Origin of the sequence: Ciceribacter sichuanensis (assembly GCF_024055605.1) — a bacterium.
Lineage (GTDB): Bacteria > Pseudomonadota > Alphaproteobacteria > Rhizobiales > Rhizobiaceae > Allorhizobium > Allorhizobium sichuanense.
The window spans coordinates 478,219-490,765 of the sequence record NZ_JAMXLX010000003.1 but is presented as its reverse complement, the minus strand read 5'-3'; the positions used below and the strand labels follow the sequence as shown (position 1 = coordinate 490,765).

19 protein-coding genes are annotated in these 12,547 nt (G+C 57.4%); 16 read left to right on the top strand and 3 right to left on the bottom strand.

Translation table 11 applies throughout. The annotated features are described in order from the left end of the window. On the bottom strand, positions 1-198 hold a 198-nt coding region (locus NBH21_RS13070), incomplete at its 3' end, for a transposase (protein ID WP_252759574.1). Positions 199-317: 119 nt separating this feature from the next. Between NBH21_RS13070 and NBH21_RS13065 the strand changes: the two genes are divergently transcribed. The 15 genes from NBH21_RS13065 (at position 318) to NBH21_RS12995 (ending at position 9,746) form a co-directional block, all read left to right on the top strand. Next, entirely contained in the window at positions 318-863 is a 546-nt protein-coding gene (locus tag NBH21_RS13065) for a WD40 repeat domain-containing protein (protein ID WP_252759573.1), read from the top strand. A 285-nt stretch (positions 864-1,148) separates the two neighbouring features. Further along, complete coding sequence (locus NBH21_RS13060) at positions 1,149-1,286, top strand: hypothetical protein (RefSeq protein WP_250913286.1); 138 nt, start codon at positions 1,149-1,151, stop codon at positions 1,284-1,286. 320 nt (positions 1,287-1,606) lie between these two features. Beyond that, on the top strand, positions 1,607-2,206 hold the full coding sequence (locus NBH21_RS13055) for a hypothetical protein (protein WP_250913287.1): 600 nt from the start codon (positions 1,607-1,609) through the stop codon (positions 2,204-2,206). Then, positions 2,206-2,598: a hypothetical protein gene (locus NBH21_RS13050; RefSeq protein ID WP_250913288.1), complete on the top strand. Its 393-nt coding sequence runs from the start codon at positions 2,206-2,208 to the stop codon at positions 2,596-2,598. Before NBH21_RS13055 ends, NBH21_RS13050 begins: the two co-directional genes overlap by 1 nt. Then, entirely contained in the window at positions 2,595-4,589 is a 1,995-nt protein-coding gene (locus NBH21_RS13045) for a type IV secretory system conjugative DNA transfer family protein (protein ID WP_250913289.1), read from the top strand. The genes NBH21_RS13050 and NBH21_RS13045 overlap by 4 nt, the downstream gene beginning before the upstream one ends. A gap of 13 nt (positions 4,590-4,602) precedes the next feature. Further along, a complete protein-coding gene (locus NBH21_RS13040) occupies positions 4,603-5,097 on the top strand; it encodes a hypothetical protein (RefSeq protein WP_250913290.1) in 495 nt (164 codons plus the stop codon). A gap of 72 nt (positions 5,098-5,169) precedes the next feature. Continuing rightward, positions 5,170-5,586, top strand: coding sequence for a hypothetical protein (locus tag NBH21_RS13035; protein WP_250913291.1), 417 nt, complete (start codon positions 5,170-5,172; stop codon positions 5,584-5,586). A 3-nt stretch (positions 5,587-5,589) separates the two neighbouring features. Further along, positions 5,590-6,087 carry a recombinase family protein gene (locus NBH21_RS13030; RefSeq protein WP_250913292.1) on the top strand — a complete coding sequence of 166 codons (498 nt, stop codon included), beginning with the start codon at positions 5,590-5,592 and terminating at the stop codon, positions 6,085-6,087. Then, entirely contained in the window at positions 6,032-7,315 is a 1,284-nt protein-coding gene (locus NBH21_RS13025) for a recombinase zinc beta ribbon domain-containing protein (protein WP_250913293.1), read from the top strand. Before NBH21_RS13030 ends, NBH21_RS13025 begins: the two co-directional genes overlap by 56 nt. Before the next feature lie 91 nt (positions 7,316-7,406). After that, positions 7,407-7,613, top strand: coding sequence for a hypothetical protein (locus tag NBH21_RS13020; RefSeq protein WP_250913294.1), 207 nt, complete (start codon positions 7,407-7,409; stop codon positions 7,611-7,613). A 2-nt stretch (positions 7,614-7,615) separates the two neighbouring features. After that, a complete protein-coding gene (locus NBH21_RS13015; protein ID WP_250913295.1) occupies positions 7,616-7,957 on the top strand; it encodes a hypothetical protein in 342 nt (113 codons plus the stop codon). A gap of 98 nt (positions 7,958-8,055) precedes the next feature. Continuing rightward, entirely contained in the window at positions 8,056-8,388 is a 333-nt protein-coding gene (locus NBH21_RS13010; RefSeq protein WP_250913296.1) for a hypothetical protein, read from the top strand. A 12-nt stretch (positions 8,389-8,400) separates the two neighbouring features. Further along, a complete protein-coding gene (locus tag NBH21_RS13005) occupies positions 8,401-8,799 on the top strand; it encodes a hypothetical protein (protein WP_250913297.1) in 399 nt (132 codons plus the stop codon). Positions 8,800-8,871: 72 nt separating this feature from the next. Next, entirely contained in the window at positions 8,872-9,585 is a 714-nt protein-coding gene (locus NBH21_RS13000; RefSeq protein ID WP_250913298.1) for an SOS response-associated peptidase, read from the top strand. A gap of 2 nt (positions 9,586-9,587) precedes the next feature. After that, positions 9,588-9,746, top strand: a complete 159-nt coding sequence (locus NBH21_RS12995; RefSeq protein ID WP_250913299.1) for a hypothetical protein — start codon at positions 9,588-9,590, stop codon at positions 9,744-9,746. 228 nt (positions 9,747-9,974) lie between these two features. On the opposite strand, the gene NBH21_RS12990 is transcribed toward NBH21_RS12995, so the two are convergent. Next, on the bottom strand, positions 9,975-10,832 hold the full coding sequence (locus NBH21_RS12990; RefSeq protein WP_250913300.1) for a LysR family transcriptional regulator: 858 nt from the start codon (positions 10,830-10,832) through the stop codon (positions 9,975-9,977). A 101-nt stretch (positions 10,833-10,933) separates the two neighbouring features. Between NBH21_RS12990 and gstA the strand changes: the two genes are divergently transcribed. Then, positions 10,934-11,551: a glutathione transferase GstA gene (gene gstA / locus NBH21_RS12985; RefSeq protein ID WP_250913301.1), complete on the top strand. Its 618-nt coding sequence runs from the start codon at positions 10,934-10,936 to the stop codon at positions 11,549-11,551. A 236-nt stretch (positions 11,552-11,787) separates the two neighbouring features. On the opposite strand, the gene bdcA is transcribed toward gstA, so the two are convergent. Then, on the bottom strand, positions 11,788-12,501 hold the full coding sequence (gene bdcA, locus NBH21_RS12980; RefSeq protein ID WP_250913302.1) for an SDR family oxidoreductase: 714 nt from the start codon (positions 12,499-12,501) through the stop codon (positions 11,788-11,790). Between the last annotated feature and the right edge of the window lie 46 nt (positions 12,502-12,547).

Genomic DNA, 12,547 nt, shown 5'->3' with positions numbered 1-12,547 from the left:
CTTATGCACCGATTTCCACTTGCCATACCGTTCCGGTAGATCACGCCAGTGTGCGCCGGAGCGCAATACCCAAAGACAACCATTGATAAACAACCGATTGTCCGAGCTAGTGCGCCCCGGATCGCCAGCTTTGCCGGGTAATAACGACGCAATCCTCGCCCACTGAACATCGCTCAATTCATATCGACTGGCTGCCATCCAGAGACCTCCGTGATCAAAACACGGTGTCCTATGAATCAGGCTTCAAGCGATTTGGGAATCCTGAATGTCGATTGGGCCTAGTGCTGAACATTCGGCTCCCTCCCATGGACATTGATATGTCTGATGTAGACGAATTTGAGGACGACCGCGCCGTTAATTCCGCCTATTATTCACCGGATGGAAAATTTATCATTTCTTCTTGCTCGGAATGCTCTACCGCCTCGGCCTATGATATCGGCTTCGTACATCTTTGGGATGCTTCGACGGGGGCTTATATCGATAAGCTAACGGCTCATCGAGGTGGTGCCTGTTGCGCAAATTTTTCGCGGACGGGAAGTTTGATCGTCACATCAGGTTGTGACGCCTCGGCGCGGGTGTGGGATGCGACGACCCTTAAGCTCGAGGGCATATTCAAGGGGAAAAGCGATCAGAGGCACAAGGGCTATGTTTGGGACGTAGATACGTCACCCGACGAGACATTGCTCCTTACCGCCTCTGACGATGGCTTTGTAAATATCTGGGATATCAAGACGAGGGAAATATTGGCTCACCTCCCTCACAAGGGGCCTGTCAATATGGCTAGATTCTCGCCCATTGAAAATAAGATTATCGCAGGTTGTGATGACGGTTACGCTTATCTCTGGCCGTTTTCTAGGTCATGATATTATCCACGGGCGTTTAAGCGATACCTAGACGGAGCGCCCGTGTTCGCCAACTTCGGACGTTCATCATCTTTGTGGTGATCTGCGCCGCCGCGCTGTTTTTGAAAACCCAGCTTCGTCTCGTTCAGAGGTTTCGGCGGTCAATTTTTTCTCCTCAAAAAAACTCCCAAAACTCCCCTCTGGTTCCTCCCATGACTACGATTAACTGGGTGGCATACTGCACGTGTCGACCGACGGGAAACACCCCCAAATCGGCATGTCACTCACAACAGAGGAGATATCCGCATGAGCAACAATGAGAACCAGCGCCTTATCCAGACGGGTCGCGAAGGCGGAAACCAACCTACAATTGGAATGCCTTCGCAGAAAGCACAAGAAACCGACCGCCTTGTCAATCAGGGTAAGAAAGAAGCCGGTCGCTAGGGATATGGCCCGCCGCTCGAAAGAGCGGCGGGTTTTAATTTTTATCAGATCAAACAGAAGCAAGGAGATCAAAAATGCCTGCCAGCATTTTATGTGATCACTGCAAGATGAAAACGATCACTTCGAACGATCGCACGGAGCCGCCAAAGCGCGTCCGCATCATCCTGCCGTGCGCCGCTTGCGTCAAGCGCTTCGGCCAAAAGACAGGCGGCTAAGCCGCCCGACATTTCCAAAATTCAGAAACTTTCCACGGGCGGCAGTATTCCCCGCCGCCCGCTGGCTTCCCTTTGTCTTTTTTCCAAACACGACTGGAGAATTCCATGCTCAAGCTTCTATCCGATATCGCCCCGAAAGCCGCCGTGGCGGCTGTGGTTTTGTGGGCCGGTGCCAACTACCTCGTCATTGGGCCGGAGGTCGCGACCCGCGTCGTCCGCGCCGACCACCTGCCGATGTGCCAGCGCAATTTCAGCGAGATGACACTGAACGCCGCCAAGCGGAAAGCGGAAGAGCTTCCGCCGCCCGCCGTCGATGCCTCGAAAGAAATGGCCGCGTCCCAACTGCGGGCCTTGCAGGACAATCCGATGATGCAGGAACTCAACCGCATGGGATTGGGGCAAGCGTTCGGGATCGACCAGACGCTCAACATGTCCCTTCGCCAGTATGAAGAGCAAAAACGCGCCGCCATCGAGGCCTATAACCGCTCGGTCGAGCGGATCAAGGCCGATACCGCCACCACCCTCGGAAAGGCGGGCGATGTTTGCGGCTGCGTAGCAGATACTGCCATTAGCGAGACTCGCACCGAATGGGCGATTTTCTCCGGCACGTTGGGCCTCATCCGTCCGGCTCCCCTCAAGGCGTTCGATGAACGCATGGCGCAAACTTTTGGCGCGGGCGTTTGCTCGGCAAAGGCAGGTGCGTGATGGAACGGCCTGTCTTCTATCAGGGCGGCGGTTTCACCGTCTCCGAAACCCTGCTGCGCACTCCGCGCAAAACCTATGCCCTCGGCCAGATTGAATATGTCTCGGTGCAAAGGCCGCTGGTTTTCTTTGTGGGCCTGCCCGCCGCTGGCCTCATCGGCTTTTCCATCGGCTTTTGGCGGTATCTGTTGGCGGCGGAAGCCGTGACGCTCACGGGCCTGTCCGTCGCGGCCATCATCGTATCCCTACGCTTTGGCGTCCTGCGGGTCCATTCGATGGCCCTTCGGGACGATGACGTGGCGATGAACTTCGGCCCCATCGGGCGGCTTCGCGCCGTGCGGGCCGCTGTCGAACAGGCCATGGCCTTCCGCGATCATCGGGAGGATGCGCGATGAGCCTTCCCGTTCGCCCCCAAAGCGGCCCCGTCAACGGCAACGCTTTACTGGCCGCGCTCTGCGCCAGTGCCGCATGGTACGTCTGGCCGTCCGAGTCCGGCGGCTCCATGGCTTTGGCGGGGCTTTGCTCCGCCATGGCCATCCCCACGGCTTTCAAAGCCATCCTTCTCGGCTGGAAGGATTACAGGCTGCGCCGCGATCTGGTGAAGACGGCGCAAGCCTCGACGGATCACGGCACGGGCCGCGAGGCGGAATGGGCCGAACTCGTCGCCCGCAATATGCACGATCCCGCCAGCGGCAATTTCCTCGGCCTATACGGCGGAAAATATCCCGTCTTCTCCCCGCCCAAAACCCCGTTCTCCCTGATCGAAATGCCGCCAGGTGTGGGCAAGACGATCTTCCTCGTCATGCAGAGTGTTCTGCATCAGGCACGGCTGGGAAAATCCCTGTTCATTCCCGATGTCAAAACAGAACTCGCTCCGATGATGGCCCCGGCGCTGCGGGCCATGGGGCTGGATGTCTGGTGCATCAATCCCGCCAAGGCGCATCTCGATATCTGCGGCGCGGTGGAGCTGAACCTCTATCAGCCCGTCATCGACGCCTGCCATGACAAGGGCGAGTTTCGCAAAGACACGATCAAGCTCGGCCTCGATCTCGCCGATTTGCACCTGCCTGAACCCAAGGACGGGGATACGAAGAACCTGTTCTTCCGCAACGGCCAGCGCCGCTGTATCTCCATCGCCATTCTGAGCAATGCTTTGATGTCGCCCGCGCTGTGCACGCCCGCCGATGTCTTCGCGCTCCTGAACGATCCGAAGAAGTTTCGCGAGTTGCTGATTAAGCTGCGCCATGAAGCGGTGCGGATGTTCCCGAATGATCCGATTGCGGTCTTCCTGCAAACCGAAGCCGCCAACCTGCTCGACAAGTTCGAGAACAATGCCGAACATGCCGCCTCGTTTCTGGAAGGCGCGACGCAGCCGCTCATCTCGTTCAATCAGGGCGGACGCATGGCAGGCTATGGCCGCACGGCCACCGTCAACATTGCCGACATCCGCAAGCGGCAAATCATCGTCTTCGTGATGTCGCCGCTCTCCCATGCGCGTGACTTCGCGCCTGTCGTGTCGCTTCTCAATCACACGCTTCTGGAAGTGGCGAAACGCGACCCTGCCGGACATCCCATCCATATCGTCGGGGAAGAAGCCTTGAACTACCGCTTTGCCGATATCGTCTCCGACATGGAGACTATGCGCGGCCTCAAAATCTCCGCCGATTTTTATATCCAGTCCTTCAACGGCCTTATCAAGAAATACGGGCGCGAAGCCGCCGCCGCCATAGAAGCCTATTCGGACGTGAAGGTCTATGCGGGGATCAACTCGTTTGATCGTGCGCGGCATATCTCCGACATGCTGGCTGAAGCCACGATCAAACGGCAGGATTATTCCTATCAGGCGGATGTGAAGGATATCGGCGTCTCCAGCCGCGAACAGGGCCGCCGCCTCATGACGCCCGATGAAATCCTTGCGATGCCACGCCATGAGGCTTGGGCTTTCGTACGCGGCCTTCGGCCCACGCGGCTGACCATGCTCGACTACGGGCGGATTGCGCCTTTCCGTGACGAAGTGGCTGACAATCCGTTGGAAGGCTCAAAGCTCTATGGCGATGCGGTCTTTACGATCCGCTATCCCGAAAAAGGCACGGCGGGCAAGGCCGTGATCGAGGGCGTTCGCTATCGGGCCATGAAAGTGTGCAAGACACGCCTTTTCGTGGCTCCCGTGCGCCTGCGTCATCTGCTGTGGGTGCCGCCCTTGCTGGCCTTGTGGACCATCGGGCCGCTCGATGTGCCGATGCCCCATCTTCGTTACGCCTATGAATACACAGGCTCTTACAGCGATCCCTATTATCGCCGCTGCACCTATGTCGGCGTTCACAGTCGCACCATCGTTCCCGAGCGGGGCGAATGCCCCGTGGTCGTCCTGTTCTCCAAGCCATGAAGGAATGCATGCCATGGCCCGCTCTCCCCATGCCTCACTCACCCGAATTTTCAATGCCTCCGCAGATACGTCCAGAATTCTGCAAAAGCCGTCCAACCAAACCGGAACCGTTCTCCGGCGTCCATCCGTGCCGGAACGGGTGAACGGCGATCTCTCCGGCGAAGCTCTAGCCCGCTATATCAACGGGCTGGAAAGCCGCCTGATCGACCACATGCGCAAACACGCGCCGCGCTGGCACAACAACGAAACCAAGACCATTCTCAAGCGCTGGCACGCCCCGCAGGCCAGTCATCCTGTCCCAAGCTGGGCCGCGCCTCGCGATATGGTCCGGGATGCCCGCGATTATGCCGCCACCCTGCTCAAGGAACGTCTTGTCTCGCGCATGAAGACGCTGGGCGATATTCGTATCGCCCGCTATCTCGGCGGTCACAAACAGGTCGATCCGCTGCATCTGATCTTCCACGAGAAATCCACCGTCCTCGACAACAAGTTCAGACAGAAAATGTAGGAATTAATTCTCTTGCAATCTAGGATAATGTTCCTGTATTGTTCTTTTAATGCCTGACCATGGGGTTGGCAGATGACGCGCAGCAAGAAGAGGAGACGGCAGAACAGCAAGACCATGGAAAGCGGCGTTGGGGACATTTTTGCTCACTCTTCCGCCGCCCTGTCCGCCGCCGAACACGTGCGGCCCGCCGCTGTGCCGCTATCCGTCGATCTGGACAAATACCGCCAGCATGTCGCTCATCTCGATATGCCGGAAGATCGCAAGACCGAACTGCTGTTGTCGCTCTACACCATCATGCGCAGCTTCGTGGATCGGGCCTTCGGGGACGATCCCGTCCAGCAATGCCGCAGCCATGTGGACGAAACGCAGGCAAAAGATGAAACGGGGATTCCTCCCGTGATACACTTTTCGGACGATCCCACAGAACCAGACAAAGACCTGTCCGATGCGTTCCATGATGCCGGAACGCACAGGTGGAGAAAGCGATAGACCATGAAACCATCCCCGACACAAAAAGCCGTCCTCTATTGCAGGGTCAGTTCGGTCAAGCAACGGATCGAAGGAGATGGCTTGGCCTCACAGGAGCGGCGTTGCCGCGATTACGCGGCCATGAAAGGCTACGAGGTCGTGGATGTGTTCCGTGACGATGTGAGCGGCGGCCATGCCAGCCGCCCCGCCATGATGGCGATGATCAAGTTTTTGAAAGCCCATCGCAAGGAAGGCTATATCTGCATCATCGACGATATCTCGCGTTTTAGCCGTGACATTCGCGGCCATTGGGATTTGCGGGACCTGCTGCGCGAAGCGGGCGGCAAGCTGGAAAAGCCCCACTATCGAGTTCGGGGACGATTCCGACTCCATCCTCGTGGAAAACCTGCTGGCTTCCGTATCACAGCACCAGAGGCAGAAAAACGCGGAGCAGACCCGCAACCGCATGAAGGCGCGTTTGCAGAACGGCTACTGGCCGTTCAAGAGTCCAATAGGATTTAAGACCGTCCGTAAATCGGGCCACGGCAAGGTGCTTGAGCGTGACGAGCCTTACGCCACCATCATCGCCGATGTGCTGGAAGGATTTGCATCCGGTCGTTTCGAAGGAGTTGCCGAAGTCGCTCGCTATCTCGCCGCGCAGCCTGCGTGGCCGAAGGATCGCAAAGGCGAGGTTCATTCCGAGCGCGTCTTCGAATTGTTTTCGCGTCCGGTCTATGCGGGATATGTATCCTGTGACGATTGGGGGGTGGAGCCGCTCAAGGGCAAGCATGAAGGGCTGGTGAGCTTCGAGACTTGGCTTGCCGTGCAGGAACGGCGTGACGGCAAGGCGAAAGCACCCGCCCGCAAAGACCTCAATGAGGCTTTCCCGCTCCGTGGTTTTGTTTGCTGTGCATCGTGCGGGGAGCCGCTGACGGCGTGCTGGTCGAAAGGACGCAGCGCTCATTATCCTTACTATCTCTGCGACACCCCGAAATGTCCGGTCAGCCGGAAATCTATCCGCAAGGAAAAGTTGGAAGGCGATTTTGAGGCGCTGTTGCAAACGCTGAAACCGTCCGAAGGGTTGTTTCATTTGGCGTTCGAGATGTTCCGCGATCTGTGGGACGCGAAGCTCGCCAACGCCGGAATGCAGGGCAAATCACTCGAAAACGAAATCCGCGCGATGGATAAGAAAATCGACGCTCTGCTTGAACGCATTGTCGATGCGTCAAGCGACTCCGTGGTCAAAGCCTATGAGCGCAAGATCAAGGAACTGGAGTCGCAAAAGATGGTGATGCGCGAAAAGATCGCCAATTGCGGCAAGCCGCTCAAAAGTTTTGGCGAAACTTATCGAACCGCTTTTTCCTTCCTCGAAAACCCGCACAAACTATGGGTTTCGCCCCGTCTGGAGGACCGCCGCGCGGTGCTCAAGCTGGTGTTTGCAGAGCGTCTGTCCTATGTGCGAAATGAGGGGTATCGAACCGCGCAAATATCAACACCATTCAAGATGTTAGGAGACTTAAACATGTCGAAAAAGTCGATGGTGCCCCATGCCGGTCAACATCAAGTTATTCATTTCAATAGCTTACGATTATTCTGGACATACTGGGGCTTCACGCATTCTTTATGCTTTCAGAAAAAGTGTCCAGACACAGAAATGACCATGCGCGCAACTGCTATCACCCTCATGCTTCTGCTTACCGCCGTGACGTTCGCAGGCATCGTCCTCTCTCTGATTGACTCCTTCACGTAATACATTGACTCCTTCCTAATATGAGAACATATAAAGAACAAAAGCGTGGCGGCGCGCTTTCGTTCAAAGCCATCTGACGCGAGGAAATCTCATGCTCCCCGAACAACTTCCGCCGCCCTCCCCTCAGGATGATCCGGTCGCCGCCGCCATTGCGTGGCATAGCGGAGACGCTGTCGCGACCGTCGCCACTCTTATCGAAGACTGCCGCCATCTACGCGAACAACTGGCCTTGGCCGAGGGGCTAATGAGTAGCGGCATGTCTCGCGGCTGGAGACCGCGCTACGAACGTGGTGAATAACCATGCCGGCTCCCAACTACCGCGGGCTGTCGCACCCGTATCTTGAGGCAAAGCTCCCCACACTGGACCACGCTGACGGCATGGGACAGTTTGTCCGCGCCGGATGTGCCCGTTGCAAAACCATCCATCTGTACAGGCCGGCCGACATCAAGACGGTCGTCGGCGGCGACATGCATGTATTCCGGCTGCGAGAAAAACTGCGATGCGAGCAGTGCGGCAAGCGCGATGAAATGGTGGTCGAGTTCAAGACGTTCTTAGGCAACGAGATGGTCGGGCTCGTCATTCGAGAACTCGTGGAAATACGCACGGTGAAGAAACCCATCTGGCGAGAGAAGCGACTATGACATTAGGCGGGGTTGGCGGTAACTTTTTTAATTGCGCCCCTTCCGAATCCACAACCATGCCTCTAGTCTCCATCACCAGGGGAACTCAGGGGTAATTGATGAAAAAGATCTTCGTTGGCATCTGCATTTCTGCGGCAGCAGTCGGCTGCGCAAAGCGTCCGGACGCGATTGTTCCGACTGACATCCCGATGGCTGCCTATAGCAATCAGGATTGCGCCGCGCTCGCTCGTGAACTCGCCACCGAGAAGCAAAAGCTTACAGCCCTTTCCAAGGCACAGACGGACGCCGCCAACGGTGATGCATTTGGCGTATTCCTGGTCGGCGTTCCGCTGTCGAGCGTAGCTGGTGGAGACAAGGAAGGGCTCATTGCTGTTTCCAAGGGCAAGGTAACCGCAATCGAGAACGCCAGAATGAGCAAGAGCTGTAAATAAGAGAGCCGCCAAATGACCATTGCCAATCGATGCTGGCGTCGCATTTCAAGCGCGACCGGCCTAGCCATTCTCGCTCTGACTTTAATAGCGGTGGAACGGGCCGAAGCGGAAGACGATCACATTCCCTTCCCAAAACTCCAAACGGAAACATATTGTAGAGAACTGGTAGCGAAGATGCTGGATCCTGCTGAGCAGAAGCAGGAATACCTAAAATGCATGGGCGAAGAACTGCTCCGTAGTATTTCAGCGCGCCCGTACTGGGATTTGTTGTCGGGCAAGAAACAAAGGTGGCTTGTCGAGCGACACTACAAAGAACCCAGGCATCAGACGTACGGCACGCTACAGAAGTACCTTGAAGTGGAAATTGGGCACGCGTGCATGGCAAGGGAACTTGATTGCCAAAAGAAATAAGAACGGCGGCGTGTCCTCCCAAAAGCGTATGGGTGCGCCGCCGGGAACAAATCCTGACAGAGGGAGGCGTCGATGTGCAATCTTTACAACGTCACGACGAACCAGGAGGCCATTATCGCGATAACCCGCGCGATGGTCGGCAATATTGGGAACCTCGAGCCGTCGTTCGACGTCTACCCCGATCAGCTTGCACCGATCGTGCGCAACACGCCGGCAGGCCGCGAACTTGCCAGAGTGCGGTGGGGACTACCGTCATCCTCAAAAGCGCTTTTCGATGCCGCGACCAAACGGGCCGGCAGGCTCCGCGACAGGGGAAAGTCCTTCGATTTCGACGAACTGCTGAAAATGGAACCGGATGGCGGAACAACCAACGTTCGAAATACTTCTAGCCGCCATTGGACACGGTGGCTCGGCGTCGAGCATCGCTGTGTCGTACCAGTCAGCAAATTCGCAGAGCCAGACCCCGCCAACAAACCGGAGGGAGGACGCACGCCGAATGCCTGGTTCGCTCGCAGGCCCGATCAACCATTGATGTTTTTCGCCGGGATCTGGGTGCCGCAATGGACCAGCGTTAGAAAGATCAAGGAAGGACCTGTCACGATAGACCTGTTCGCGTTTCTGACCTGCGAGCCAAACGAGATCGTGCGCCCCATCCATGGCAAGGCCATGCCTGTGCTACTCACCGAAGCCGACGAGGTCGAAAGATGGCTGACGGAACCGTGGGAAGCGGCCAAGACGCTGCAACGGCCATTGCCAGAAGACCGGCTGATGCTCCTGCCGAGGTGAACATGAGCGACGAGAAATCGAAACCGGACAACACCCACGAGGATCAATATTGCGAGCACGATGGCTGCAAGCGGTGGGGAGCCTGGGGCTACGCCCATCGCATCGCGGCCGCTATGATTATTAAGGGGTCGGCACCGGTATGGGGCGAATTGGCACTCTAAGGCCGGTCCAGTGTCCCAATTGAACCTGCGCGGATTTGATCAGCAGAAGACATTGATTTCTCAGGCGCGGCTTTTGTCCCAAACAGCCTATAGTCCAGTTGAGACGGCAAACGTTTGTCGGCATTGCGCCAACGGCGGTCATTGCGGCTGTCGCAAAACTCCCTATTCTGCGACGTCGCAGAAGTCAGTAAAACAAGTGCCGCTTTAATTGGGAGTTTCGCGACAGGTCTACCGCTTTACCATTTCGATCAAGAGGCTAGATGCACGGGATAACTCGTGAGCGGGCGATTTTTTCAGGCCGAACCGTCGAACAAGCGGCGGATCGAGCCTTACTGTGCGGATGCCCTTCCGCTTTTCCGTCAACGTCGATTCCGGTACGATGCCGACACCAACACCCTCTCGCACGAGGGCAATGGCGCTCGTCCAATCGCGCACTTCCATCCGAACGTCTGGCAATGACAGCCCGACAGCTTCAGTGAGCGTGCGCGCATGGACATGGCAACCGCCTGTCGCGAGAACAAAGGGTTCAGCAGCAAGCTCCGCGATGGACACCATATCGCGTCTTGCAAAGCGATGGCCCATAGGCAAGACGCCGAGCCATGCGTCCTGCCCGATCGGGATCGCATCGCTATCCTCGGGTGGGTTCAAAACCACACCGAGGTCAACAGCTCCGCTCTCCAACCACGCGATAACCTCTACGTCATCCGTTTCCAGCGCAACGACCTTGATGCCGGGATGGAGCGAGCGGAAACGGTGCAGGAGGGGCGATAGAACTGTTGTGAACACGCTAGGAAAGGCCGCAATGCGGATCGAGCCGATTTCCTCGCCTCGGACTTCCGCTGCCTCTTGCCGGATCATTTCCAGCTGCGCCAAGGCAGCCCGAGCATGGTCGAGCGCCCGTTCACCGAAGGCCGTCAGTTCGACGCCGTGTCGTTGCCGAACAAGCAGCTTGACACCAAGCGCTTCTTCGAGCCCGGCGAGCGCTTGGCTCATGCCGGACTGAGTGACACCGATCGCCTCGGCAGCAGCGGTAAAGCTGCCTGCTTCGGCGACGGCGATCAGGCTGCGAAGCTGCGTCAGATTCATAGTAGTAAAACTTATATCAGATTTCTATTCCAGTAATTTGTCTTCTTTCTGCTAGCGGGTCAATATCCGCCCCAAACAGCCGATTATGACGGAGATTGCCGATGAAGCTTTATTTTGCGCCTGACACCTGCTCGTTCTCGCCTCACATCATCTTGCAGGAATTGGGACTGCCGTATGATCTCGTGCGGGTGAACAATCGCACCAAACGCACATCGGAGAATGGAGACTTCCTTGCCGTAAATCCCAAGGGGTACGTGGCGGCCCTCCAACTAAAAACCGGCGAGATGCTAACGGAAGGACCTGCGCTGGTTCAGTATCTTGCTGACCTGAAGCCGGAGGCGGGGCTTGCTCCAGCCAACGGCACACTGGCGCGGGTACGTCTTCAAGAATGGCTCAACTTCATCACCAGCGAGATTCACGCCGGTTCGGCACTCCTGTTCAACAAGGACCTGCCGGAGTCCGTGCAGGACCTTTTTAAAGCCCGCCTTTTCAAGCGTTTCGATCTTATAGAGGCAACGTTGAGAAAGACACCATACCTCATGGGCGACAGCTTCACTGTGGCGGACGCCTACCTCTTTACCGTGCTTGGCTGGATGCCGGGATTTGCCATTGATCTCGGCCGTTGGCCCAACATCCCGCCGTACATCCAACGGATCGAGGCGCGCGCCTCCGTAGCCGCAGCTCGCCTCCGAGAGGCCGAAATCCCGCCCGTGAATTGAGATGTCTCTGTCGCAAAATTCCTGACATCCGCGACAGATCGACCGCGCCTGAATATTAAGAGGGAATTTCTGTCGCGAAACTCAGATGCAAAAATCAGAGTTTCGCGACCGACTTATGCGACGGCCAATGACCGGTTTGGGGCCGCTAACGGACCGTCCGCTGACGGCAGTTTGAGGCTCGTAAAGCGGACGATCTGCTTTGGGGGGAGCTGCGGACCTAGTGCCCGCCGTGAAGACTAAGCACCGAAGCCGCCGTCTATCGTTTGCATCGAGCCAGTGATCATCGCGCCGTGCGGGCCGGCGAGATAGGCGGTCAGCTCGGCGATCTCGTCGCCGCGGGCGTGGCGTTTGATCGCCATGAAACCGTGCATCGTGTCCGCCATCGGCCCGCCGGCGGGATTCATGTCACTGTCGGTCGGCCCAGGCTGGATGCTGTTGACCGTGATCCCGCGTCCGCCGAAGTCACGCGCCAGGCCGCGAACCATGCCCTGCATCGCCGACTTGGTCAGCGCATAGGCGGCCCCGCCGGCGAACGGCATGCGGTCGCCGTTGACCGAACCGATCACGATGATGCGGCCATCGTCGTTCATCTGTCGCGCCGCCTCGACCGAGGCGTGGTAGGGCGCGCGGACATTGACATCGATCATCCGGTCGATGTCGTCGGAGTTCAGGGTGAGTGGGTCGCCCATGACCAGCGTACCGGCATTAATGACGATGACATCGAGCGCCCCGCGGTCAGCGACGGTCGAAATCAGCCTGTCGCGATTGGCGCTATCGGCCTGGATGGCCTCGGCGCCCGTTTCCGCAGCAAGCGTCTCCGCCGCATCTTTCGAACCGGCATAGGTGAAAGCGACATTGCCGCCAGCCTTCGCAAAGCGCCGCACGATCGCGGCCCCAATTCCGCGGCTGCCGCCGAGGACCAGCACATTTTTTCCAGTGAAATTGTTCATGTTCGTTGTTCCTATTGCGTTAGATTTGGTCAGGGCCGGGGATCGG